At 44.5% G+C, this 25,947-nt stretch carries 24 protein-coding genes; 12 read left to right on the top strand and 12 right to left on the bottom strand.

The genetic code is table 11. From position 1 onward, the window contains the following. Positions 1-222: hypothetical protein (locus tag EXT48_RS23810; RefSeq protein WP_205992095.1), on the top strand; the 222-nt coding region annotated here is incomplete at its 5' end. A gap of 158 nt (positions 223-380) precedes the next feature. Here the strand turns inward: EXT48_RS23810 and hemN are convergent. Beyond that, a complete protein-coding gene (gene hemN, locus EXT48_RS15310) occupies positions 381-1,751 on the bottom strand; it encodes an oxygen-independent coproporphyrinogen III oxidase (protein WP_130164963.1) in 1,371 nt (456 codons plus the stop codon). A gap of 109 nt (positions 1,752-1,860) precedes the next feature. Next, positions 1,861-3,891 carry a methyl-accepting chemotaxis protein gene (locus EXT48_RS15305; RefSeq protein WP_102057645.1) on the bottom strand — a complete coding sequence of 677 codons (2,031 nt, stop codon included), beginning with the start codon at positions 3,889-3,891 and terminating at the stop codon, positions 1,861-1,863. A gap of 127 nt (positions 3,892-4,018) precedes the next feature. On the opposite strand from EXT48_RS15305, the gene EXT48_RS15300 reads away from it, so the two are divergent. Further along, entirely contained in the window at positions 4,019-4,816 is a 798-nt protein-coding gene (locus tag EXT48_RS15300) for an NADP-binding protein (RefSeq protein ID WP_130164962.1), read from the top strand. Here the strand turns inward: EXT48_RS15300 and hutH are convergent. The 3 genes from hutH to hutC all read right to left on the bottom strand — a co-directional run bounded on the left by hutH (position 4,808) and on the right by hutC (position 8,941). After that, entirely contained in the window at positions 4,808-6,340 is a 1,533-nt protein-coding gene (gene hutH, locus EXT48_RS15295) for a histidine ammonia-lyase (protein ID WP_130164961.1), read from the bottom strand. The two genes, EXT48_RS15300 and hutH, sit on opposite strands and share 9 nt — an antisense overlap. A 2-nt stretch (positions 6,341-6,342) precedes the next feature. Next, entirely contained in the window at positions 6,343-8,022 is a 1,680-nt protein-coding gene (gene hutU / locus EXT48_RS15290; RefSeq protein ID WP_130164960.1) for a urocanate hydratase, read from the bottom strand. 157 nt (positions 8,023-8,179) lie between these two features. Beyond that, the gene (gene hutC / locus EXT48_RS15285; RefSeq protein ID WP_010368955.1) at positions 8,180-8,941 is read right to left on the bottom strand and encodes a histidine utilization repressor; all 762 of its coding nucleotides are present in this window, start codon (positions 8,939-8,941) and stop codon (positions 8,180-8,182) included. 111 nt (positions 8,942-9,052) lie between these two features. On the opposite strand from hutC, the gene hutI reads away from it, so the two are divergent. Together hutI and EXT48_RS15275 are read left to right on the top strand one after the other, a co-directional pair. After that, positions 9,053-10,276, top strand: a complete 1,224-nt coding sequence (gene hutI / locus EXT48_RS15280) for an imidazolonepropionase (RefSeq protein ID WP_130164965.1) — start codon at positions 9,053-9,055, stop codon at positions 10,274-10,276. 24 nt (positions 10,277-10,300) lie between these two features. Continuing rightward, positions 10,301-12,085: an EAL domain-containing protein gene (locus EXT48_RS15275; RefSeq protein WP_130164959.1), complete on the top strand. Its 1,785-nt coding sequence runs from the start codon at positions 10,301-10,303 to the stop codon at positions 12,083-12,085. Positions 12,086-12,129: 44 nt separating this feature from the next. Here the strand turns inward: EXT48_RS15275 and EXT48_RS15270 are convergent, their stop codons facing one another. Together EXT48_RS15270 and rraA are read right to left on the bottom strand one after the other, a co-directional pair. After that, on the bottom strand, positions 12,130-13,185 hold the full coding sequence (locus EXT48_RS15270) for a formimidoylglutamase (protein ID WP_130164958.1): 1,056 nt from the start codon (positions 13,183-13,185) through the stop codon (positions 12,130-12,132). A gap of 18 nt (positions 13,186-13,203) precedes the next feature. Next, positions 13,204-13,707, bottom strand: a complete 504-nt coding sequence (gene rraA, locus EXT48_RS15265) for a ribonuclease E activity regulator RraA (protein WP_010368946.1) — start codon at positions 13,705-13,707, stop codon at positions 13,204-13,206. 158 nt (positions 13,708-13,865) lie between these two features. Between rraA and EXT48_RS15260 the strand changes: the two genes are divergently transcribed. The 6 genes from EXT48_RS15260 (at position 13,866) to EXT48_RS24095 (ending at position 18,396) form a co-directional block, all read left to right on the top strand. Beyond that, positions 13,866-14,390: a phosphatase PAP2 family protein gene (locus tag EXT48_RS15260; protein WP_010368944.1), complete on the top strand. Its 525-nt coding sequence runs from the start codon at positions 13,866-13,868 to the stop codon at positions 14,388-14,390. After that, positions 14,387-15,439 (top strand): MJ1255/VC2487 family glycosyltransferase, encoded by a 1,053-nt coding sequence (locus tag EXT48_RS15255; RefSeq protein WP_130164957.1) that lies wholly within the window; start codon positions 14,387-14,389, stop codon positions 15,437-15,439. The genes EXT48_RS15260 and EXT48_RS15255 overlap by 4 nt, the downstream gene beginning before the upstream one ends. A 105-nt stretch (positions 15,440-15,544) precedes the next feature. Next, positions 15,545-17,425, top strand: coding sequence for a methyl-accepting chemotaxis protein (locus EXT48_RS15250; RefSeq protein WP_130164956.1), 1,881 nt, complete (start codon positions 15,545-15,547; stop codon positions 17,423-17,425). 89 nt (positions 17,426-17,514) lie between these two features. Then, entirely contained in the window at positions 17,515-17,700 is a 186-nt protein-coding gene (locus EXT48_RS24100) for a GrpB family protein (RefSeq protein ID WP_130164955.1), read from the top strand. 148 nt (positions 17,701-17,848) lie between these two features. Further along, on the top strand, positions 17,849-18,067 hold the full coding sequence (locus tag EXT48_RS15240) for a GrpB family protein (protein WP_130164954.1): 219 nt from the start codon (positions 17,849-17,851) through the stop codon (positions 18,065-18,067). 155 nt (positions 18,068-18,222) lie between these two features. After that, positions 18,223-18,396 carry a GrpB family protein gene (locus EXT48_RS24095; RefSeq protein WP_130164964.1) on the top strand — a complete coding sequence of 58 codons (174 nt, stop codon included), beginning with the start codon at positions 18,223-18,225 and terminating at the stop codon, positions 18,394-18,396. Here the strand turns inward: EXT48_RS24095 and EXT48_RS15230 are convergent. From EXT48_RS15230 to priA, 5 genes are all read right to left on the bottom strand, one after another. Next, positions 18,393-18,767 carry a gamma-butyrobetaine hydroxylase-like domain-containing protein gene (locus EXT48_RS15230; RefSeq protein WP_130164953.1) on the bottom strand — a complete coding sequence of 125 codons (375 nt, stop codon included), beginning with the start codon at positions 18,765-18,767 and terminating at the stop codon, positions 18,393-18,395. The two genes, EXT48_RS24095 and EXT48_RS15230, sit on opposite strands and share 4 nt — an antisense overlap. Before the next feature lie 49 nt (positions 18,768-18,816). Further along, positions 18,817-20,145: an HslU--HslV peptidase ATPase subunit gene (gene hslU / locus EXT48_RS15225; protein WP_010607051.1), complete on the bottom strand. Its 1,329-nt coding sequence runs from the start codon at positions 20,143-20,145 to the stop codon at positions 18,817-18,819. Between the two features lie 11 nt (positions 20,146-20,156). Further along, positions 20,157-20,675, bottom strand: coding sequence for an ATP-dependent protease subunit HslV (hslV, locus tag EXT48_RS15220; protein ID WP_010368932.1), 519 nt, complete (start codon positions 20,673-20,675; stop codon positions 20,157-20,159). A gap of 70 nt (positions 20,676-20,745) precedes the next feature. Continuing rightward, a complete protein-coding gene (locus EXT48_RS15215) occupies positions 20,746-21,276 on the bottom strand; it encodes an SPOR domain-containing protein (RefSeq protein WP_010368930.1) in 531 nt (176 codons plus the stop codon). A gap of 13 nt (positions 21,277-21,289) precedes the next feature. Then, positions 21,290-23,461: a primosomal protein N' gene (gene priA, locus EXT48_RS15210; RefSeq protein ID WP_130164952.1), complete on the bottom strand. Its 2,172-nt coding sequence runs from the start codon at positions 23,459-23,461 to the stop codon at positions 21,290-21,292. 214 nt (positions 23,462-23,675) lie between these two features. Between priA and rpmE the strand changes: the two genes are divergently transcribed. Then, entirely contained in the window at positions 23,676-23,891 is a 216-nt protein-coding gene (rpmE, locus tag EXT48_RS15205; RefSeq protein ID WP_010607053.1) for a 50S ribosomal protein L31, read from the top strand. Between the two features lie 771 nt (positions 23,892-24,662). Continuing rightward, positions 24,663-25,904, top strand: a complete 1,242-nt coding sequence (locus tag EXT48_RS15200) for a malic enzyme-like NAD(P)-binding protein (protein ID WP_069020522.1) — start codon at positions 24,663-24,665, stop codon at positions 25,902-25,904. Positions 25,905-25,947 lie beyond the last annotated feature (43 nt).

Below are 25,947 nucleotides of genomic sequence, written 5' to 3'. Positions count from 1 at the left end.
CCGAACTCAGAAGTGAAACAAAACAGCGTCGATGATAGTGTGGATTACCCATGTGAAAGTAGAACATCGCCAGGGCCAAATAAGAGAAACCCGTTGCAGAAATGCGACGGGTTTTTTGCTATGTGTGATTTGAAAATCTCGCGAGATGAACTCACTCCTACCACACTATCAGCACAGTGCAACATGGTAGGAAGTGGTTTGCCCGCCGATAGGTTGCAATGAAGTTCCGGCAAAAAAACCATGTACATAAAAACCCATTGCAGTAATGCGACAGGTTTTTTGCTTATAGAGATTTGAAATTAAAAAAACTTCGCGAGGCGCACTCACTCCCACTATAAACACAGTATTATGGGAGGTTGTGGTAACTTAGAGTAAGGTGGTTAAATAACGCGAGAGAAGCGGGTGTTTTTGACTTGGCTTTGTAAGTAGGCATCAAAGCACATGCAGATGATGCGAATAAACAAATTACCGCTACTGGTGACTTTTATAGTGTGTTCATTCAGCTCTACCAGTTCATCTGCTGCTAACGGTTCTAGAGCGTTAAGTGCTTGAGCAAAATATTCGTCAAAATTTATATCATAGCGTTGCTCGAACACCTTTTTATCTAACTCAAAATGACAAATAAGCTGTTTGATCACAGCCGCGCGTATTTCATCATCACCACTTAAGGTTATCCCTTTAGCGATCGCACTCCTTTTATCACTTAAAGCCTGATAATAAGGTTTTAACTCTTTCTCATTTTGCAAGATCATGTGACCAACTTGGGAAATGGATGAGACACCAAGACCTAACAGGTCACACTCGCCATGAGTGGTATAGCCTTGAAAATTACGGTGTAGATGCCCTTCATTTTGCGCCATAGCCAGCTCATCGTCTTTTTTAGCGAAGTGATCCATACCGATGAATTGATACCCAGCGGTGGTCATCTGCTCCAGTGTTTGCTTAAAGATCTCAAGTTTTTCTCCCGCACTTGGCATGTCGGCTTCTTTTAGTTTTCGCTGTGCTGCAAATCTATCTGGAAGATGGGCATAGTTAAATACAGAGACTCTATCGGGAGAAAGCGCGATAAGTTGCTCAATCGTTTGCTTGTAGCTCTCTACTGTTTGAAATGGTAGCCCATAGATCATATCCATATTAATAGATTTAAAACCGAGCGTTCTCGCTTCAGTTAAGGTAGCCAGCACTTCATCTAAATGCTGTGGGCGGTTTACCGCAGCTTGTACTTCATCATTAAAATCTTGTACGCCAAAAGACACACGATTAAATCCGAGCTCGTGTAGGTGACGCATCATATTTGGTGCAAGTGATCTTGGGTCTATTTCAATACCACGCTGTGCACTTTGAGAGAAGTTAAATGCACTATTGAGCATTTCGATTAGACGTGTCATTTGCTCTGTAGTTAAGAAAGTTGGTGTACCACCGCCTAAATGAAGTTGTTCTACACGATACTCAGAAAATAGCGGCGCTTTTGCTGCGATTTCTTGTGCTAAGTAATCTAGGTAAACGTCAGCTTTGGATTGATGACGAGTAATGATTTTATTACAGCCACAGTAGTAACATAGTTGATGACAAAAAGGGATATGAATATACAGCGAGAGTGAACGAGATTTAGAGCCCGTAATAGCCGCTTGTAACTCTTTTTGGCTATAACCAGACTCAAGCGATAAGGCCGTTGGATATGAGGTATATCTAGGACCAGATATATTGTACTTGTTGATAAGGGAATCATTCCAAATAGGTAAATTAATCACGATACGCACTCTCGAGTTTTATTAAGAGTGTCAGTGTACTTTTTACCGTCTAGGTTAGATTTGCCTCAGATCAAAACACGCCGCGATTGCGACGTGTTTTGGTGTTTGATTAAAGCTTAAATTGGTTGACTGTTGAGTTCAGCGCCTTGGCTAAGTCGTTCAAGTCACGGGCTTCATCTGCCAGTACATTGGCGTGGTTGGCCGTGCTATTAACGAGCTCATTAATTTGGTTAAGACTATTGTTAATATCTTCTGCAACAACGGTTTGCTGCTCTGTTGATGTCGCAATTTGATGACTCTGGTCTTGTACTGTCGTGACCGACTCTGTGATTTCTTTCAAGGCATCAAGCACGGCTTGCGTTTCCTCTACGGTCCCCTCTGCGCGGTCTTGACCTTGCTGCATCATCACTGAAGCTTGTTGGGCGATTTGCTGTAAACGAGAGATCATATTACGAATGTCATCGGTAGACTCTTGCGTGCGGCTTGCAAGCGATCTGACTTCATCAGCAACCACCGCAAAGCCTCGACCTTGCTCGCCTGCTCTGGCGGCTTCTATGGCGGCATTGAGTGCCAGTAAGTTCGTTTGTTCAGCAATACCGTTAATCACATCGATAACGGCACCTATGTTACTGGTTTCTTGTTCAAGTCCGGCAACCACTTTTGCAGCCTCGCCAATATGAAGTGCAAGTTCAGTCATGACTTCTTGGGCTTGTGATGAACGTCCTGCACCTTCATTGGTAATACGTTGCACGACATCAGCGGCTTGGTTGGTCTCTTGTGCATTACGTGATATTTCAGTCACAGTGGCTGCCATCTCGGTCACAGCGGCGCTTACGCTATCGACCTGTTCTTTTTCGCGCTGAATTTCGCTGTTAGTATTGTTTGACACTTCACGCAATTGGGCGGAAGCATTACTTAATTGCTCTGCTTGTGCTGCGGTATCGAGCATCATTGCTCTAAGTTTATCGATGAAGGTATTCATATGCAGCGCGAGTTGACCAACTTCATCTTTACTGGTGATATCGATACGTCTAGTTAGGTCGCCTTCACCTGATGCGATGTCTCGCATGGTTTCGGTAAGCGCTACAATCGGTTTGGTGATCATCTGCGTGGCGAGCAAGATCATTGCCACGATAATGGCTAAGATAATAATCAAGGCTGTGATTGTGCTCATTACGGCGTCATTCACCGGCGCTTCGATCAGCGACACTGGAATAAGTAGGCCAACGTGCCAATCCAATAGGGGGTTGTCTAATTTCACATTGTCATAAACAACATAATACGCTTCCCCTTTGAACGTGACTGTACTATTGCCAACGGGGTTACGCTTGATAGCGGCATTTAGAGCGTCAAAGCCTGATGTATTGGAAAACTGGGATTCAAGGCCATCTAAACCTTCTTTGCCTTTCTCGCCTTCATCTGTGGTAGAGAGTGAATGACCAGTACGCTTGGATAAATGCACAACATTTAAATCACCATCGAGCAAAAAGCCAAAACCTTTATCTTGAAACTTGATACGTTCAACCATATCGTTCAATTTATTGATCTGTAAGTCGACGCCACCCATGGCGACGAGTTTGCCGGCGTTATTGTAGATAGGTTGACGGATCACAGCAGACACCGCACCGGTATTGATATCGGTTGCAATTGGACCAACATACAATTTACCTACATCCAGCGTATCCTGCCACCATGGGCGCTGATAGGCGTAGTAAGGTCGACCATCCGAATATGCTGATGTACGATCATTTTCTTTAAAATATTCACCGGTGTTTGCTGAGGCAATAAAGGCTGAGAGAATATTTTCATCACCTTTGGCGATTCTAACTAAGTCTTCATTGACCTCTTGATAGTCTTTATCTTTAGTCAGATCGGCGCCACGGGTATTATAATTTTCAAACCAATGAATGTTGTGAGGCGTAGAAACAAAGGTTTCAACTACTTTACCGTATTGGCCAAAGAATGCTTCCATCGCCAATTTTTCGGCTTGAATATAGCTTTGCGTTTCTCGTTCAATTCCATCTCGAGAGAGCGTTGCAATATGGCTGACGAAAAAGCTTGATGCAATAATTAATAATACGGAAATGGTGCCACCAATTAGCAGCAATATTTTCTTTCTAAGGGATAAATTCTCAAGCATGACACTTCTTATTTTTAGCTTATGCAAACGGTAATCAAACCATAGATAACAGGAGAACGCCACCGTTTGCGTTAACTTCTTTTACATAGATAATACAAGGTAACTTCTTGGTTAAGGTAATATTCATATGAAAGTATTAAATCGCAGTCTGGTGGTACTGGGCGCGGGTTGGCTCGGTGAAGCGTTGTGTCGCGAAGCTGAGTTGCAAGGGTGGCAAATAGAAGGCACCAGAACCCAAGCTAGCGAGATGCATAGCTGGTCAAGGCAGCTGGTCTTAACTGAAAATGGCACCTTAGCGCACTCAATTTCTTTACACAACGCGTATTGGGTGTGTGCGATCCCACCAAGAGCTAGGCATGTCGATAGTAACTATTTAGAAACGTTAGAACAGGCATTGTTACTTGCAAAGAAGATGTCAGCAGCAGGTTTCTTATTGTGTTCGACCACTGGCGTTTATAGCACCGAAAATGGTGAATATGATGAACAAGGTAAGTTAGCGGATAAAGCCAACCAGCGTGTTGATATACTAAGAACTGCTGAAGAGATGGTGCTTAACGCAGGCGGTAAAGTGGTGCGCTTAGCAGGTCTTCAAGGTCCCGGTAGGGAGCCTGGGCGATTTGTAGCAGGAAAAGCCTTGTCTAGCTCAGCGAATGGTAGAGTGAATATGGTTCATCGCGGTGATGTTGTTACTGCAATCAATACCGTGATCGCGCAGTGGCAGGATGCTGCAGACATTTATAATGTTTGCTATCCAGCTCACCCCACGAGACAGGCGTTTTATCAATATCACTGTGAAAAGTTAGGGACTGAGATGCCAAGTTTCGCTTCGTCAAAAGAAGAAGCGCGTATTATCAAAGCCGAGCGTATTACTGAGCTCGGCTTTGCCTATCATCATCCGATTGTTAATGAATCTGAGTTAGGCTGAAGGTAAGAGTTGTGCTGGTAGCAGGTGCGCCAGTGCAGCTTGACCCAATAACGCATTAGCACTTTCAATATCAGGTGCAAAATACCTATCTTTGTCATAAAAGCTCACGACTGTTCGTAATATTTGCTGAGCTGTAGCCACTTTGTCAGATGGCTTAAGTGGCGCTCTAAAATCTAACCCCTGCGCTGCAGCAAGATATTCAACTGCGAGTACACCTTGGGTGTTGTCAGCCATTTCCTGTAAGCGTCTTGCCGCAAAGGTTGCCATGGAAACATGGTCTTCTTGGTTTGCTGAGGTTGGGAGGCTGTCAACACTGCCAGGATGTGCGAGTGTTTTGTTTTCAGAGGCCAGTGCCGCAGCAGTGACTTGCGCAATCATAAAGCCCGAGTTTACACCGCCATTGTTAACTAAGAAGGGAGGTAGTTTTGATAAGCTCGAATCAATAAGCAGTGCGATACGACGTTCAGCCAATGCACCAATTTCAGCAATGGCTAGCGCTAGGTTATCAGCCGCCATCGCGATAGGTTCTGCATGGAAGTTGCCGCCAGAAATAATATCTCCAGCATCAGCAAATACCAGCGGGTTATCTGTTACCCCATTGGATTCTACAAGGATCACCTCAGCGGCCTGGCGGATCTGAGTTAAACAGGCACCAAGCACCTGTGGTTGACAACGTAAGCAATAAGGATCTTGTACTTTTTCACAATCAACATGAGCATCACTTATTTCTGAGCGAGTTTGTAAGATATCTCTAAACGCCAGTGCGGTGTCGATTTGGCCTTGCTGGCCGCGGACTTCGTGAATACGCGCATCAAATGGCGAGCGGCTGCCCATAGCCGCTTCAATGCTCATTGAACCAACGACACAGCTTTGCGCATAAAGATCTTCTGCTCTAAATAGGCCTTGCAGTGCAAAAGCAGTAGATGCTTGTGTACCGTTAAGTAGTGCGAGACCTTCTTTTGCAGCTAAAGTAAGTGGTTCAAGCCCTGCTATTTTTAACCCATCGATGGCATCGATAAGCTCACCACGATAGCGAACCTGGCCTTCGCCAAGGATCGGTAAACACATATGCGATAGCGGTGCGAGATCGCCTGATGCCCCGACTGAGCCTTTCTTGGGCACACAAGGATAGACTTCGGCATTAACCAAGGCTGCTAAGAATTCAATTACATCCAAGCGGATCCCAGAGAAACCACGAGAGAGTGAATTGATTTTTAGCACCATCATGAGTCGAACGGTGCTATCGTCCATTAACTCGCCAATACCGGCTGCGTGCGACAGTACAATAGAGCGTTGTAGCAACTCTAATTCGTCTTTTGCAATTTTGGTGTTGGCCAGCAAGCCAAAACCCGTATTAATGCCGTAAACGGTGCGCCCTTCTTTGATTACTTGCTGAACTGTGTCTGCACTGTTAGCAATAGCGGCTTTCGCTGATTCGTCTAAGCTGAGATGAACAGGCTGTTGATTGATTTGTCGTAACGTGTTTAAAGTCAGTTGGCCTGGGATTAAATTTAGTGAGTACATACTTACTTTCCTTCCAGCATAGGTAAATCTAGTTTTTGTTCTTTTGCACAGTCTTTGGCTATGTCATAACCGGCATCGGCATGACGCATTACACCGGTACCTGGGTCATTCCATAGTACGCGAGATAAACGGGCGTCTGCTTCGTCTGTGCCATCTGCCACAATAACGACTCCCGAATGTTGACTGAAACCCATACCAACACCACCGCCGTGATGCAGCGAGACCCAAGTTGCACCGCCAGCCGTGTTTAACAAGGCATTAAGTAACGGCCAGTCTGATACTGCATCTGAACCATCCATCATCGATTCCGTTTCACGGTTTGGACTGGCTACAGAGCCAGAATCTAAGTGATCACGACCAATCACAATCGGTGCTTTGAGTTCTCCATTTTTGACCATTTCGTTGAATGCTCGTGCTAAACGCGCTCTGTCCTTCAGTCCAACCCAGCAAATACGAGCTGGCAGGCCTTGGAATTGAATGCGCTCGCGCGCCATATCTAACCAATTGTGAAGGTGTGGGTCGTCTGGGATAAGTTCTTTAACTTTCGCGTCTGTTTTATAAATATCTTCAGGATCGCCAGACAGCGCAACCCAACGGAATGGACCTATGCCTTGGCAAAACAGTGGACGAATATAGGCTGGAACAAAGCCTGGGAAATCAAAGGCGTTATCAACCCCTTCTTCTAGGGCCATTTGGCGAATGTTATTCCCGTAGTCAGTTGTCGCGGCCCCGCGCGATTGCAGCGTTAGCATGGCTTGTACTTGCACCGCCATAGATTGTTTTGCGGCTTTTACAACTGCTTGTGGATCGCTTTCGCGAAGCGCGGCTGCCTGAGCCATAGTCCACGTTTGCGGTAAGTAGCCGTTTAGTGGGTCGTGCGCAGAAGTTTGATCGGTCACTACGTCAGGCGTGATATTGCGCTCAACCAATTCAGCATACACATCCGCGGCATTGCCCAGCAGGCCAACCGATACTGGTTGTCCAGCAGCCTTAGCTTCATCAATAATAGCTAATGCATCATCAAGTGTGGTTGCCTTTCGGTCCACATAACGTGTGTTAAGACGAAAATCGATTCGTGACTCATCACACTCAACAACGAGGGCGCTAAAGCCTGCCATTGTTGCCGCGAGTGGTTGTGCGCCGCCCATCCCGCCAAGGCCACCCGTTAAGATCCACTTGCCTTTCGCCTCACCATTAAAGTGTTGCTTTGCCATTGCTACAAAGGTCTCGTATGTGCCTTGCACTATGCCTTGTGAGCCAATATAGATCCAAGAACCAGCGGTCATCTGGCCGTACATCATCAGGCCTTTTTTATCGAGTTCGTTGAAGTGATCCCAGTTAGCCCAATGTGGTACTAAATTTGAGTTAGCAATTAAGACGCGAGGAGCGTTGCTATGAGTTTTGAATACGCCAACAGGTTTACCTGATTGCACCAGTAAGGTTTCGTCTTCTTCTAAGCGGTCTAACGTTTCGACGATTTTATCGAAGCATGCCCAGTCGCGAGCGGCGCGGCCAATACCGCCATAAACTACTAGTGCATTTGGGTGCTCCGCAACTTCAGGGTCAAGGTTATTCATCAACATTCGCTTTGCGGCTTCAGTAAGCCAGTTCTTTGCGGTAATGTCTGCACCTCGTGGCGCGCGGATCTCGCGGCTAAGGTCTAATCTTGGGTTGTCACTCATTCTGCTCTCTCCTATTGTATATACAACCTAAGTGAAACGTCTAGTTGTTGCGATTGCTTAGTTTCGCTAGGTTGTTAGTCTATTTGTATTGCATGGCAATCTAGGCCGCCATGTCGTTTTGATTTACCTGTCGCGATGTTTGGCGACACTTTATGTGTTACGACCTTTGCTTAAAGGTGAGATGACCACCTAAGCGATATTTACTGCCTGGCGAAATTAACCTCGCGAAGCTAACAATGCCTTTTGCAGACCAAGTTCGGCGGATCATTTGTAAGCATGGTTCTTCATTATAAAGCCCAAGCCACTGGCAAACCTCTCGTGATGGCATAACAGCTTCAACGGTGTGTCTAGCCTCTGTGAGCGGTGCGACTTGAGATAAATATTCATGAGGGGTAGTCAGTTCAAAGTTTTGGTCTAAATACTCCGGTGCCAACTGTGGATTGACAAAGCGCTCTTCGACTTGCAGTGGTTGTTCATTTTCATTATGTACAATCACGCTTCTGTAGACTGGCGCGTCCGCTTCTACACCGAGTGCAATGGCGATAGGCGCTACTGCTGCAATAAGTTCAAGCGTTAGTACGGTGCATGAGTATTTGCCATTGCGTGCATTGACCTCGTCGGCAATATTGCGGATCTCAAGTAACGAAGACTGAGATTTAAAACTGGCAACAAAAGTACCTAGACCTTGGCTACGAGTTAAAATTCCGGCTTCAGTTAGCTCGCTTAGTGCTCGTCTTGCGGTCATTCGGCTAACATTAAATTGGTCAGCTAACTCATTTTCCGACGGCACGCGCTCGTTTTCGAGCCAGCGCGCGGCGCGAATATTATCGATAATATATTGTTTTATCAGCGCAAATTTAGGAAGCTCAGGCACAATTGTTGTCTCGAGTTCATATTTATGTAAATAAAGATGGCACACTTCTCTTGTATATACAAGTATCCCTGATAGACTCAATGAATAAATCTCGCAGTGAGCGAGTTTCTTTCAATGTGTTGGCATATGGATTTGATTTAGATTAGGACAAGTATGATGTTAGAAGCCGATTTGCTTATTATCGATGTCAATATTGCAACTATGGATCCCAATTTGGATACCCCTTATGGTGCGATAGAAAACGCAGCGATCGCCATTAAAGATGGCAAAATTAATTGGTTAGGCCCTCGTAGTGAATTACCTGAGGTTGACGCCATTGCAACACCTATTCATAAAGCCAATGGCCAATGGTTGACCCCAGGGTTAATCGACTGCCACACGCATATTTTATTTGCAGGCTCTCGGGCCAACGAATTTGAGCAACGATTACTGGGGGCGTCATATCAAGAGATTGCCGCGCAAGGTGGTGGTATCGCAAGTACTGTTAAGGCGACACGATTGGCAGACAGAGAAACGCTGTATGTTAACGGTAAGAACCGCTTGAATAGTCTACTCAAAGAAGGGGTTACCACGGTTGAAAGTAAATCGGGTTACGGCCTCGACGTTGAAAATGAGCTAAAACTGCTAGAAATTAATCAACTACTTAATGAGCATCACCCGATTGATGTGCATAGCACGTTCTTGGGCGCACATGCATTACCCCCAGAATACAAAGATAATAGCCAAGCCTACATTGATTTAGTCTGTGATGAGATGCTGCCACAAGTTGCTTCGCGCCAATTAGCAACGGCTGTTGATGTATTTTGTGAGAACGTCGGATTTACCTATCAGCAAACTGAGCAAGTATTTACTCGAGCACAACAGTTGGGATTACAGGTTAAATGTCATGCTGAGCAGCTATCTAATCAGCATGGCAGCGAGCTGGTGGCAAAGTTTAAAGGGCTTTCAGCGGATCATATTGAATATCTTGATGAAGCAGGTGTGGAAGCAATGGCGAAAGGGGACGTTACTGCGGTACTTTTACCTGGTGCTTTTTATTTCTTACGAGAAACGCAATTACCACCAATTGACTTGCTCAGAAAGCACAAAGTAGCAATGGCACTCGCTAGCGACTTCAATCCAGGTACTGCGCCTTTGTGCTCACTGCGATTAATGCTAAATATGGCATGCACATTATTTAGAATGACACCGGAAGAAGCGCTTTGCGGTGTTACGGTTAATGCTGCGAAAGCCTTGGGGTTGAACGACCGTGGAGTATTGAAAGTTGGAACGCGGGCGGACTTAGCGTTATGGGACATTACCCATCCTGCACAGTTAAGTTATCAATTTGGTGTAGCGGACCTGTCAAATTTGTGGATCTTGGGTAAACTTAATCAGTAATGATCCATTTATAAGCAACAAATTATGCTTTCATTTTCAACAGCTAGTGGCGGAGCCACGGAATTATTGCTGTCTGAAGGAATAGCGATACTAATTACGCCAATGATGGCTGGCATGGCTGGAGCCATTGTAATGGGGGCGTTAGCATTAATGCTGCAGCGCCCCTCAGGTATGCTCAAGCTGGCTCACCTTAGCAGTGCAACACTTGCAATACTGCTCGCCTTTACGGGCAATATCACTACATTACATTTACTTACTCTGACGATACTCCTGTATTTATTCCATGGCTTACAGGAGCACAAAAGTGGCTTATTGTTGATAAGTGCTGCGGCGATAATCACTTTGGTAATGTGGACTGTGTCTGAATATCTATGGACATTTCCTGCCCAGCATGGCGCAATTGTCATTGTGTTTATGTATATTCTTTTCCTTGCCTATCAAGCGTATAGCAGCGCAAATGAATTTGAATTGAAAGAACACAATGATGACCACACCGAGCATGAAAGTTTGGGGTTACCTGGTCGGCAAAGTTTTAAACGTGCTTTTAATGAATATCGCCAAACGGAAGGGAGCCCTTGTATGCTCGTGCTAGTCCGTCTCATGGGTTTCGAGCAGGTGAATTTTCATTTAGGGCGTGAGTTTGGTGATTTGCTGTTAGCTCAATCGGCTAATCGTATTGCGCAATGTTTGCAATCCGGTGATGTTATGGCCATCACTCATGGCAATGAAACTGCGAAAATGGCGCATCTAGGTGGTCTTAACTTTGCGTTTGTCTGTTCGTTAAAGCATGGTAAGCACTTTCATGAGCAGCTGATAGAGGAAATATCAAACAGCACTTTAAAGCCATTCAATGTTGGTAGCTGTACGTTAGAGATCATGATGCGTGCGAGTTACGTGAATTGCGATGAAGAAATGGGGCAACTTGAGAACCTGATTTCTTGCGTGTTTTTAGCGCTAGATACACAATCAGAAGCGCATCAGCATAGCCATCAACAAGTCGTGCCGTATCAACAACGTATGCAAATTCATCGGCTGGAGCAACAAGTTAGGTTGTCGGAGTTAGCTAAAATCAACTTTAGATCTGAATTTGAGCTCTATTTTCATCCAGTCGTTCGTCATGAAGATAACAGCATTGAGTTTGTGGAATTACTGTTGCGCTGGCAGCATCCAAAGCAAGGGATTTTAAGTGCCAATGAGTTTATTGATGATATTCGTTTAGTTGGACTTGCTATTCCTGTTGCTGAATATGTACTAGAGCGTGCTTGCGAAATTGCATTAGCACTGAAGATGGAAGGGATCAGCGTTCCCATCAGTATAAATGTCTTTGGTGCTGAGCTGTTGAGCGAAAGCTTTATCGAGTTTATTGACTACACCATGCTCAACCATCAATTAAGCCCAGGTGCTATCATTATTGAGTGTCCAGCTAGTATGCTTGCCGAACTAGATGAGCAAGAAATTGCGATGATCAGTCGTTTGAAGAACTTGGGTGTAAAAATGTGTGTCGATAGTTTTGGTGATGCGCCGCTGGTGCTAGCTAAATTACCGGCACTGCGTTTTGAGTACGTGAAACTGTCGCGCAATATGACGCAAGAGCCTGAGCATATGGGGCATACCAAATCCTTGGTAAAAGGTATTGTAGAGATGCATCAAGAAAAGCACTGTCGCGTGATTGGCGAGGGTATTGAATCTCTCGGGCAACTCGAGTTTGTAAAAAGCATTGGCACGGTGGCAGCGCAAGGGTTTTACTTTTCTCGACCACAGAACAGTAATATTTTGATCAGTTGGCTGAAACAAAGGCTGCCTCAATAACTAGGTGCGCCTTACCTTTACATGGATTTTGGCTGTTACAGTGTTTAGCGCCTCTGTTGACGGGTACTTAAATAAGCGTTCGCAAGGTTCGTTAGTATTTGGCCACAATGTTCGATACCCGCCTGCTCACCAAGTGGGTGTCTAGCCGGGGCTGCTTCACATAAGTGCAAATATTTAGCATGTCGAGCCTGAGCCATACGGTAAACAAAATATTCGGCATCGCTAGTTGTGAAGCCTTGATAGGTCAGGGCACTTGCAGGCATACCGACGATGGCATCAACGTCTAACTCTACGCCTAATGGAATGTCGCTTGGCATCGTTGCCAACGCTTTGTCTAGTGATGTGGATAAACTCAGAGTTTGTCTGGTTTTTATCGCTTGATAACTTGAAAATCCGAATCCAGCGTTTTGCAATTGAGTAAGGATTGTTTGGTTATTTTTGTGCTCGTGCAAGCCGATGACATGATAATGCGACAAGCTACCAGCTTGATGCGCGTAACTGAAGCCATTACCGCTGTGTCTACCTTCACAAGCTCGAAAGTCAGCATGAGGGTCAAAGTTGATGGCACCAGCGGCACGCTTGCTGGCCTCAAAATGTGCCTGCAAAATACCAAAAGCATTATTGTGACCACCACCAATGATAATTGGCTCCAAGCCTGCAGCAAAGATAGGTGCTAGGGTTGCAATAACTTGGTTGTCGAGGTCGGCACAGAGAGCGCGTAACAGCGCTAGCTGTTCGCTATTAGTGTTATCGAGCGATAGTGCGCGCGTTTGAATAGCCTGGGTATCCACCTCGCCTAGCAACAAAATCTTATCGCCCGACAAAAACTGGTTATCGGGCTGATTTAAAAAGCGTTTGAGGAAGGCTCGCCAACCAAGCTCGGCGCCGCCTTGCCCGCAATTGGCGCGCGGACCTATATCTTCAGGGATCCCCAACAACACATAACGGATCCCAAATTGGGCCGCGTCTCTAAGCGAAGCCGCGTAGTCATGATCACATTGTAAAAAGCTTATGCTTTGCCAAATTCTGGTTTCACCAGCTCTTGCACTGACAAAAGTGGCAATATTACTTTCATCATATATACGGACTGCTGTACTCATGACTGTTACTTCTAGCGCTTAATTGTCTTCGTTATCGTCTTCTAAAACTAACTCTTCTGCAGAGATGATAATGCCGGTGGAGTCGGCGTAAACAAAATCATCTTCGTAAAAAGAGACACCTGCGAAATTAACGGGAATACCGACTTCGCCGCTGCCACTGCTATCTGCTGCCACAGGGATAGAAGCGATAGCTTGAATGCCAATATCGCTTTCTTCTAGTTCATCAACATGGCGCACCGCGCCGTAAACGATGATGCCTTGCCAGTTGTTCTCGACCGCCAGCTCAGCTAAATCAATATCAACCAGTGCACGACGAGTTGAACCACCACCATCAACGAGCAGCACACGACCAGTACCGTCTTGTTGTAGTACATCTTGGATTTGCTCATTGTTTTCAAAACATTTGACGGTAGTGATACGACCACTAAATGACGTCTGGCCGCCAAAATTGATGAACATAGGCTCTAGCACATCAACCACATCAGCAAAGTGGTCGCAAAGATCAGAAGTGCTGTATTCCATATTGAATCCTCGAATATTGATTGTCGATAACCAGTATACTCTCATACTTGTGCTTAGCAATGCTTTGATTCAACTTACATATTTGTGTCTTAAAAGTGTCACCCATTTGTTATTTTGCTCTTCTATGCTGATATTGTGAGCAATTAGGCGTGACTCGAATGATGAAAGCAAAACTAGCCGAGCTGGACGCTGCATTATACTTTGTGGTGTTTTGCCCTAAACCAAGAAACTGGTTTAGATTGATAGCATTAGGTCTATCCAAAAGTGGCAACGGTGGACTCTATGTGTTGGTCGCAATTGCGTGTGCTCTATTTTTGGAGCAGTTAGGTCAGCAATTTGCACTCACCGTGATTTTGGCCTTTGCAATTGAAAGGCCGCTTTACTTCTATCTAAAAAATCGTTTTGCACGATTACGACCATGTGACTGCTACGCAGTGAAAGCCTTGTTGACGCCGAGCGATAAATTTAGTCTGCCCTCGGGGCATAGTGCTGGCGCTTGGCTATATGCGACTTGCTTGATGGAGCAAATTCCACTGGCTGCGTTTCCGTTGATGATTTGGGCTTCAGGAGTGTCATTGTCACGCGTAATTGTAGGGGTACATTATCCACTTGATGTGGTGCTTGGTGCGGCAATGGGTGTTGCCTGTGCAAGTTTAGCGATAGTGATATTAGGAAGCGTATGAAAATACTATATGGTGTTCAAGGAACGGGAAATGGCCATACGACTCGAGCTCGGGTAATGGCAAATTGCTTTCGCAACATGGGAATTTCTGTTGACTACTTTTTTTCTGGACGTCCTTCGGAAAACTATTTCGATATGCATGATTTTGGTGATTATCGCAGTTGCCGAGGGCTGTCATTCGTTACCGAGCGCGGCCAGTTAAATCGCATAAAAACCTTCCAATCGCTCAAGTTTGGTGAGTTTATTCGCGATGTTAGAAAATTAGATGTATCAGGTTATGATTTGATCTTTAACGACTTTGAGCCTGTCAGTGCGTGGGCAGGAAAGCTGGCAAAGGTTCCGGTGATAGCAATGAGTCATCAAGCGTCATATTTATATGATGCTGTCCCACAATTTGCCGTACAGCCTTGGCACAAAGCCCTGATCCGGTATTTTGCACCAGCTGATATTCATCTTGGGGTGCACTGGCAACCGTTTGATAAGCATATTATTCCGCCTTTTATTCCTTACGAGGCTGAGCAAGAGCAATGTGCATCGATAATTAACAAAGTTTTGGTTTATCTGCCGTTTGAAGCTTTGGATAGCATTATTGAGTTGTTAAAAGACTTCCCCGATAAGGAGTTTTATTGCTATCACCCGGATGCCGACAATGCTTCGTTGCAACATATTCACCTAAGAAAACCGAGTCGTTCTGGGTTTATTCAAGACTTAAAAAATACCAGTGGCGTGATTGCAAATGCTGGGTTTGAGCTTTCTAGTGAAGCATTAAAACTCGGTAAGAAACTGCTACTTAAACCATTAGATGGTCAATTTGAACAGCAGAATAATGCGCAGACGCTAGCGGAGCTCGGTCATGCCCAAGTGATGAATTATCTCAATGCTGGCGCGCTGGAAGAGTGGCTGCAAACAGACGCGAAGGCATCGTTTTATTTTCCATCCGATCCTAGCTTGCTAGTGGAGTGGTTGATGGGAGGTCAATGGCATAATATTGATTTATTACACAATCAACTCTGGAACGGTGTTAATAATTTGTATGTAAAAGCGGCGTAAATATATTAATTTGTAATATGAACCCAGAATAATTACCTATTATGAGGCAAGGCAGAAAGGCTTCAGCTATACTTTAGCCAGTCTATTAACATTGTAGGTAAGCCGATGGCGGTATTAGAAAATCTGACTATCAGACGTCGTTTGCAAGTGAATGCATTAGTGGTAGGGATTGCCTTGGTTGTTATGTTAATTATGATCATGTACGAAGCTCGTACTATGCTGAAATTGAATGAAACCATTCAATATGCAGAAGAGCTCGACATTCATGAATTAGCAATGCGCAAACACGAGAAAAATTTCCTTTTTTACAAGCAGGTGGATTCACTTGATGAGTTTGAAAACGAGTATCGAGAGTTGCAAACTAAGCTCGCTTTGTTGCAAGGTACTTTTTCTGATTTTGATATCGATTTAGGTCGGATCAACGAATTTGAACGTTTAGCAAAAAGTTATTACGATGACTTTCAAAAAGTGGTGCAATTACAAAAAACAATTGGTTTGCATCCAAAGGATGCTCTTTACGGTGAGCTTCGTGGTGCGGTACACGAGGTAGAAACACTACTAAAAGAGCAGCAGAATTATCAACTCCTTTCAACCATGCTGCAGCTTCGCCGAGCCGAAAAAGACTTTATGTTACGTTTTGATACCAAATATCTTAAGCGTTTTGACGAGCTTGTTGCACAGTTTTCGCAGGAAATTCGTAGTGCTGGGTTTAACGCTCAATATCAATCTAAGCTGCTTAGTTTATTGAGCACCTATCAATCCAAATTTGCGGGTTTAGTTCGAGCACAAGAGGCACTTGGCTTAGATTTGACGAGCGGTGCGCTAGGCAAAATGAAAGTGAGTGTTGAAAAAAGTGATGCTGTGGTCTCTGAGGTTGTTGAACAGGCAAAAACAGAGATCAAAGAAAACGTTGATAAAACTCAGATGCTCGCCATTGGTGTGTTTGTGACTGCTGGTATTATTGTGATGACTTTGGTGTTATCGACTAGTCGCTCAATTATTCAGCCCGTAGAGCGTGTTTACCAAACCATTGAGCGCATTCGTCGTGAAAATAATTTAAGTCTACAAATTGAACAAAGCGGTAATGACGAAATCACGATTATGACTCGTGATTTTAATAGCTTAATTTCTGACTTTAGAGATCTTATTGCAGATGTGAATGGAGCGTTGGCAACCATTAATGAAGCCACGGATCATTTAACGGAGACAACAGCCCAAACGAGTACTGGTATGGCTGAGCAGTTACACGAAGCGGATATGGTCGCAACCGCTGCGACCGAGATGCAAGCGACGATCCAAGACATTTCTCATAATACGGGTGAAGCGGCGCATAAAGCCGAGACAACGAATGAAAATGCGCAACAAGGTCGCCGTGAGGTCACTGCAACAATTGAGCACATCATGCAGTTATCGGAATCGTTAGGTGGTGCTTCAAGCGTTGTTGCTCAGTTAGAGCGTGACGGTGAAACCATTGGCTCGGTATTGGATGTGATCCGTGGTATTGCAGAGCAAACAAACTTACTTGCGCTAAACGCTGCTATTGAAGCTGCGCGCGCAGGTGAGCAAGGTCGAGGTTTTGCTGTTGTAGCGGATGAAGTTAGGTCACTTGCGCAGCGTACTCAAGACTCCACACAAGAAATCGAAAGCATCATTTCTACACTACAACAGCGTACACGAGAAGTGGTGAACATCATGGAACAATGTCGTGAGCAAGGCAATGAAAGTGTGTCGCAAGCTGAAAAGGCTGGGGAGTTGCTCAGCATGATCACCCAAGATGTGCAAACGATTATGGAAATGAGCACGCATATCGCGACGGCAATTGATGAACAAAACCAAGTTGCTTCAGAAGTGAATAAAAACGTGGTTAAAATCAGAGACATTGCGCAAGGTGCGTCAGAGCATGCTCGCTCTAATGCGCAAAGTAGTGAAGAAGTCGCAGAACAAGCGCGCGTATTACACGAAGCCGTGGCTAAGTATCAGGTATAAACACCAATTCAACCTGAGGTTCTTAATGTCAAAGCCCCACTTTATTTATAGTGGGGCTTTTATTTAGACTCAAGATAGGTATCGCTTAAATGAATACCAATGTAGCAGTGGTAAGTTACAATTCGGATTGGCCGCACCAGTTCAATAAAGAGAAACAGGCGATACTCGCTCATCTATCCAAGGCAAATGTAGCTGCTGTACACCATATAGGCAGTACATCGGTGCCACAGTTGTGTGCTAAACCAATAGTTGATATGTTATACCAATTGAATTAATTCTCTAATCAATTTGAAGGGTGAAATAGCATATTAGCTTCGTTAAAAATTTCTCATTTAGAACAACTAAATAGTAAAATTTTTGCCTTGCTACTAAAGCTATTTCCCCGCTTCAAGATAGATCATTTACTTAATACAACTGGTATTATTGGAAGTAAATGACTTAGATAAATTAGACATAGAGTCAGAAAAACTGCGTGATTTAGGTTATGAGATAATGGGAGAGTTTGGTATTGCTGGGCGTCGTTATTTTCGTAAAGGCATAGCGTCTAGAACTCATCATCTGCATGCTTTTTTAGCCGGTTCTTATGGAGTTAAACGTCACCTTGCCTTTCGTGACTATTTAATTAACCTGAGGTTTGGATAAGGAATGTTCCAACTCATTGTTGCTAAAGCACAACTTAGTTTTTTCCTTGTCTAGCCAGCAAGATTTAGGGAAAACAAGGCGAATTTACGCACCAATAGCTGGCTATTGGAAGTGAATTCAACGCAGTTAGCGCTAAAACTGGCTGCTAGAAAGGCATTAATTATCCGCAGCTCAGGTTAATTACTTTTCCAGATATAGCGAGGCAATACGCTAGGGTTAAGCAAGAAGCTGTAAACGCCTGTAACCAGAATATGGAGAAGTACATTGCATTTAAGAATGACTTTATTCAATACCATGAGCAGCATGCATTGCTATGGCGGTTTGGTTAAGGCACAAACTTGATAGGTACGCTGTCCTTTTGGGTTTTATACTCTTCTACCGCGTTTACATATTCCTGCCATAGCGCATCGTGTTGTGTAGCTATAGTGTATAAGTATTGCCAGCTGTAGAGCCCTGAGTCGTGACCATCATCAAAAACAAAGCGTGCAGCATAGTGACCAACGGGTTCAATTTTCTTTATGGCGACATTCTGTTTGTTTAGCACGAGTTGCTTTTGCGCCGGACTATGTCCTTGCACTTCGGCTGATGGTGAATGTGTTCGTAAGAATTCGGCACTTAGCGCAAAACAGCGGCCGTCCTCAAAATAAACATCGAGCACTTTACTGAGCGTATGATAATGAAGTTTGGTGACTTGATACATAATTGGTATAACTCAAAAAGCGAAGCAAGGCTCCGCTTTTGATTTTAATTTACAGAATGAAGCGGCTTAAATCTTCATCCTGAACAAGCATGTCTAAATGCTGTTCAACGTAGGCGGCATCAATCGTCAAGGTATCACCGGCCTTTTCACTGGCATCGAATGAAATCTCTTCCATCAGCTTTTCCATCACAGTGTGAAGGCGGCGCGCACCGATGTTTTCAGTTTTCTCGTTGACCTGATATGCAGCTTCAGCCAGTTTGGTGATAGCGTCATCGGTAAAGTCGATAGTGACGTCTTCTGTTTTCAGTAGCGCTTGTTGCTGCTCTGTAAGAGATGCATTTGGCTCAGTTAGAATACGTTTGAAATCACCCGCAGTCAGTGCTTCTAGTTCAACGCGAATAGGTAAACGACCTTGTAGTTCAGGGATTAAATCCGACGGCTTGGCCATTTGGAACGCACCTGACGCGATAAATAAAATGTGGTCGGTTTTTACCATACCGTGTTTAGTATTAACGGTTGAACCTTCGATAAGTGGTAGTAAGTCGCGTTGTACACCTTCACGGCTAACATCTGGGCCAGAAGATTCACCACGCTTACAAATTTTATCGATTTCATCAATAAACACGATACCGTTTTGTTCAACTGACTCAATAGCTTGCTCTTTAAGCTCTTCTGGATTAACAAGCTTTGCAGCTTCTTCTTCAATCAATAGCTTAAGTGCTTCTTTAATCTTTAGCTTACGGTTCTTTTTCTTGTCACCCGACATGTTTTGGAACATGCTCTGTAGCTGGCTGGTCATTTCTTCCATACCAGGAGGTGACATGATCTCAACATGAGGCGCCGTTTCTGCGATGTCGATCTCAATCTCTTTGTCGTCTAACTGACCTTCACGTAGTTTCTTGCGAAATACTTGACGTGTTGACGAATTTTCATTTGGCTGAGACTCACCCCAAGCGTCTTTTGCTGGTGGCAAAAGTGCATCTAAAATACGTTCTTCGGCGGCTTCTTCAGCGCGGAATTTGAATTTCTTGGTTTGCTGTTCACGTGTTAGTTTAAAAGAAACTTCGACTAAATCACGGATGATGGTTTCAACTTCTTTACCAACATAACCCACTTCGGTGAACTTAGTCGCTTCTACTTTGATAAATGGCGCGTTAGCGAGCTTTGCTAAACGGCGGGCAATTTCAGTTTTACCCACACCCGTTGGGCCGATCATCAAAATATTCTTTGGTGTAACTTCTGCACGCAGCTCTTCATCAAGCTGCATACGACGCCAGCGGTTGCGCAGTGCAATCGCGACGGCTTTTTTGGCTTTGTCCTGACCGATAATGTGTTGATCAAGCTCGTGCACAATCTCTCTTGGAGTCATAGCTGTCATGACGAGTCCTATTACAATTCTTCGATAGTTTGGAAATTATTGGTAAATACGCAGATATCGCCAGCGATCTTCAGGCTCTTTTCCACGATTTCTTTCGCACTTAAGTCTGTATTTTCAAGTAGTGCGGTTGCAGCCGCCTGTGCGAAGTTACCACCACTGCCGATAGCAATAAGGTCATGCTCTGGCTGCACCACATCGCCGTTACCTGTGATGATTAGCGAGGCGGTTTCATCGGCTACCGCAAGTAGGGCTTCAAGCCTTCTTAATGCTCTGTCGGTACGCCAGTCTTTTGCCATTTCTACGGCTGCTTTAGTGAGATGGCCTTGGTGCATCTCTAGCTTTGCTTCAAAGCGTTCAAATAATGTAAATGCATCAGCTGTACCGCCAGCGAAACCTGCCAGTACTTTACCATTGTATAGACGACGAACTTTACGTGCGTTGCCTTTCATAACTGTGTTACCAAGCGAAACTTGGCCATCACCGCCGATAACCACTTTGTCATCGCGACGAACACTAACGATGGTAGTCATAGTAATCCTTATTTGGGCCTGTGCCCGTGTAACTCTAGATTAGTAGGAAATATGGGTAGACTTATAAAAATCAAGTCCAGCCCCAAATCCCGCAGCCAAATATCCCAACACGTTGCAATTTGTTTTTATCGCTCTCGGCTAAACGTTTGGTATCGTAGGGACCAAGACGGACACGATACCAGACACCGTTACTCCCTTCGGTACGACGGATCTCTGCGATTAATCCAGCAAACGCAACTTTGGCTTTCATGGCTTCGGCTTGGCTATGGGTTCTAAATGAACCACACTGCATTTGATAGGGGCCTTTGCTCTCGATCTCTTTAACTTCGACCTTGATTTCATGATTTTTAATTTCTTCAATGAACTCAGGTGGGCGAGGCTTTGGTTTACTAACCTTTTGCTCGGCAACTGGGTGCGGATTTTTGGCTTGCTCTACTTCTTTAGGATCGGCATTGGTTTTTATAAACCAAAGACCGTAGGCAAACCCACCGATCAGTAGAAATGCAAAAATAGCAGCAATAACAGGAAATTTTGCCGATTTTTCTGGCTTGTCTTTCCCCTTGCCTTTAGGTTTCTTATTGATGTAATCGTGCTGTGCCATAGGTTATTTGATTTTAATAGCTATCCATTGGATCAACATCTATGCTCCAGCGTACTCGATTGGCAGACTCATGCGTAGCAATATAGCGCGCAAGTTGCGAAAGGTAGTCCCGCAGCACAGTGCGTTGTTGTGCGTGTATATGTAATTGATATCTGAACTTTCCAGCTATTCGTTCAAGTGGTGCTGGAATTGGACCCAGCAATTGTATACCAGGATAGGGGGTAGCTGGAACCAAATCCGACAAAAAGCGCAATACTGTATTTATATTTGTTGCCTCGGCGCGGATGATAGCTAAGTGTGCGAAGGGGGGAAGCATAGCTTCTTCACGCTCTTGTAAGGCATATCGCGCGAAGTCGCCATAACCATTATTGATTAAATCTTGCAATAATGGATGTTCTGGAAAATGCGTTTGCAATAACACGGTTCCCGCTTCACCGGCGCGTCCGGCTCGTCCAGCAACTTGCGTAATAAGCTGCGCCATTTGCTCGGTTGCTCTAAAGTCGCAAGAGTAAAGTCCTGAGTCCACATCCAAGATAATCACAAGACTGACATCAGCAAAATGGTGGCCCTTGGCAAGCATTTGAGTGCCGACCAGAATTCGCGTGCCACCTTGATTAATTTCTTCAAGGGCGCTTTCAAGGCTGCCCTTACGGCGCGTAGAATCTCGGTCAATGCGAGTGACGGGAATATCAGTGAAGCGTTCGCTTAAAAAGCCTTCGAGTTGTTCTGTACCAAGCCCTGTGGGCATAATTTGGGTGCTGCCGCAATCTGGACATTGTCGCGGTACAAAGTCCTGCTCACCGCAATGATGGCATACCAAGCGGTTCATGTTTTTATGGTACGTGGCGCTGGTAGAGCAATGTTTACAGGTATTAAGCCATCCGCATTCGTGACACATCAATGTTGGTGCAAACCCCCGACGATTTAGAAACACCATAACCTGCTTACCGCGAGCGAGTGTTTTTTCCATCCAATGTAAACTCATTGGTGAAAACCCGCCTTGTTCTGGCTGACCTTTCATGTCTACAAGGTGAAATTGGTTATCGTGCTGGGTCTGCGCTCGTTTACTCAGTGTGACGAGTTGGTATTTGTTGGTAATGGCTTTGTGTAATGTTTCTAATGCCGGTGTTGCTGTTCCCAAAAGCAAAGGGCAGTGTGCCTGATGCGCTCGAAATGCAGCGAGATCTCTGGCGTGATAGCGCAGGCCTTCTTGCTGTTTAAACGAGTTGTCGTGCTCTTCGTCAACGATGATCATGCCGAGATTTTGAAATGGCAAAAAAATGGCCGAGCGAGTACCGATAACCAAGGCGCTCAGACCCTTTTCGGCGCGACGCCAAGTATGTAGGCGCTCGTTATCGGTTAGATTTGAGTGCCATAAATCAATGGGCAGGTTATTAAAGCGCTTTTTGAAGCGGTTGACCGTTTGTGGTGTAAGTCCAATTTCAGGCACCAAGATCAGTGCTTGTTTACCCGCTTTTATTATGTTTTCAAGGCTCTGTAAGTAGACTTCGGTTTTACCACTTCCCGTTACACCTTCGATTAAAAAGGTACGGTAACCGACTTGTGCATTGACGGCGCTGCAGATAGTCGCTTGCTGGTCGTTTAGGCGTGGCTTTTCGCCTAGCTGTAATTCATTTTGCGACCAATCGCTATCATGCTCAATAGATTGTGAGATAAGCGATTTTTCTTCCAATGCTTTAATTGTTTGGCTAGCAAATCCGAGCGCTTTTAGTTCGCTTAATTTTATTGCGCCACCTTCATATAATTGAGAAAGCAGTGCTTGTTGCTTTTTGGCTCGCAGTGTTGGTAGTTTCTGCCCTTTTTCCGTTAATCTGACGACAGGGATCTGAGTTTTGTCTGGGCTTCCACCCTCTCTAAGCACTGCCGGTAGTGCTGTGAATAAGGTATCGCCAATTGGATGACAGTAATACTGAGAGACAAAGTGTAAGAAGCTAAGTTGTGCTTGGCTAAAGACAGGATGCTCGTCCAACACCTCAATAATTTGCTTGAGTTTTTCTTTTGGTACATCGGTGTCGTCTTTTTTAGCAAGCGCAATCGCTGTGCAGCGACGGTTGGCGAAATTGACGGTGACTCTCATTCCTGCTTCAACTTGCATGGTTGGTGCTAGCAAATAGTCGAATGTTCGGTGCAGTGGCAGCTTTAAAGCTACTTCAAGAATGAGCATGTATTACAATTCCATAAAGTGAGCGCAGTGACGAAGTATATACCTAAGGTGGTACGAATTGAAAACGTACTCAGAGGCGGTGATAAAAAACTCTGAAATATTGCTTGTAGATTGTTCAGTTAGGCACTAAAATACGCGTCCACATTTTTGTATAACTACGTATGGTGCCAGACTTCGGGTTTGGAGAGCGATACGGCCTTAACTAGAGGTTGCTATGAAAGAAGGTATTCACCCTAATTACGAGACGATCACTGCATCGTGCTCTTGCGGTAACAAGTTCGAAACTCGTTCAACGCTATGTAAAGATATTCACCTAGACGTATGTTCTGCATGTCACCCGTTCTACACTGGTAAGCAGAAGATCCTTGACACAGGTGGCCGTGTAGATCGCTTTAACAAGCGTTTCGGTGCACTTAGCAGCAAGAAGTAATCTTGTTGGTCTAGTCGAAAAAAGCACCCTATGGTGCTTTTTTTGTGCCTGTTTGAAAATACCTTCCTGATTTATACATCCTATTCTGCATCAACAGACAGACCGTCAGTCATCCCGTCTTATTGTGTCTTTTATTCTTCTAAAATAAAAAACTTGCCAGTTTGGCAGCAAAACTTTACTGATTTCTTGGGTAGAGTAAAAACTCTATTTAGCAGATAAATATTGAACATTTACGAGCTTAAGTTGTGAAAATAATCAAAGCTCATATAGTAATTAGTATCAGGTATGAGCACTTAATATAAACTAAAGTCAGTATATTGCGATTAAATGTCGGTATCTTGACGTTAAAATTAGTTAAGTTGCAATTTTCTTATTGTTTTTATAGTTGGTGTACATTTGTGCTAATTTTATACATTTTGTGCTGGTTTTAGCGTCTTGTTTTTTAAGTTTTAGTCATTTTATTTGTGAAATATTTCTTAAAATTGAGCTTATCTTCTCGGAAAAGTATAGAAAATGCCGTGCTAGTGGATAGACCTGATTTTACTTGAATAATGAGCAAAACTCGGTATTGTGTGAATACGGTCGATTAACTATATGTCCTATTGACATACCGCGACAGCAAAGCACATACGCTTGTTGAGTGGTTGAATGTCGTCGCTCATATAGTTAATCGCACTGTGTGTTGCTGTAACCAGCTAGCTAGGTTGCCAACATTCAGAATGCGAACGTTTACCACACTCTCACATTAACTTCGTAGGAAAATATCGCGCCATGACAGACTTTCGTCAACAAGCTCTAGATTATCACGAGAAGCCCGTTCCAGGTAAAATCAGTGTTGAACTCACTAAACCTGCCGAGACCGTAAAAGACTTAGCACTTGCATACAGCCCAGGTGTTGCAGAGCCAGTACGTGAAATCGCGGCTGATCCGGCGAATGCATACCGTTACACGGGTAAAGGAAATATGGTTGCGGTGATCAGTAATGGTACGGCAATTCTTGGCTTAGGTAACTTAGGTCCTTTGGCGTCAAAGCCTGTTATGGAAGGTAAGGCGCTATTATTTAAGCGTTTTGCGGGCCTTGATTCAATCGATATCGAAGTTAAGCACAACACCACCGAAGACTTCATTAATACTGTGGCAAATATCGCAGACACATTTGGTGGCATTAACCTTGAAGATATTAAAGCGCCAGAGTGTTTTGAAATTGAGCGCGCGCTAATTGAACGCTGTGACGTTCCTGTATTCCATGATGATCAGCACGGCACTGCAATTGTAACCGCTGCGGGTATGCTGAATGCGTTGGAAATCCAGGGTAAAGATATTCATGATGCGATTATTGTGTGTCTTGGCGCGGGTGCAGCCGCTATTGCTTGTATGGAATTACTGATCAAATGCGGTGCTCAACGTGAGCACATCTATATGCTGGACAGAAAAGGCGTGATCCATACTCGTCGTGATGACCTAAATGAATACAAAGAGCTGTTTGCAAACAACACGGATAAGCGTACGTTACAAGACGTGATTGCAGATGCGGACGTATTTGTTGGTGTTTCTGGCCCAGACTTACTTTCTGCTGAGGATCTAAAGCTAATGGCTGACAAGCCAGTGGTATTTGCTTGTTCTAACCCAGATCCAGAGATCAGCCCTGAGGTTGCACACGGTGCACGTAATGATTTGATCATGGCGACAGGTCGCTCAGATTATCCAAACCAAGTAAATAACGTGCTGTGTTTCCCGTTTATCTTCCGTGGTGCGCTTGATGTACGTGCAACCGCTATCAATGACGAGATGAAGATTGCAGCGGTTGAAGCAATTAGAACGATTGCGAAAGAGCCTGTGCCTGCTGAAGTGTTAAAAGCGGCTGATGTGGATAGTCTTGAGTTTGGTCCTGAGTACATTATTCCAAAACCAATGGATCCGCGTTTGTTACCTCGTATCGCAAAAGCGGTAGCGGTAGCTGCAATTGAATCAGGTGTGGCACAAATCGATATGCCAGCTGGATATATGGAATAGTACCATTGGTATTATCCAAATGAAAAAAGCCTCGATTGAGGCT

This window comes from Pseudoalteromonas sp. CO348, from assembly GCF_004208845.1.
Classification (GTDB): Bacteria; Pseudomonadota; Gammaproteobacteria; order Enterobacterales; family Alteromonadaceae; genus Pseudoalteromonas; species Pseudoalteromonas maricaloris.
The sequence above is the reverse complement of the archived record's forward strand: the minus strand, read 5'-3'. Positions and strand labels throughout refer to the sequence as shown.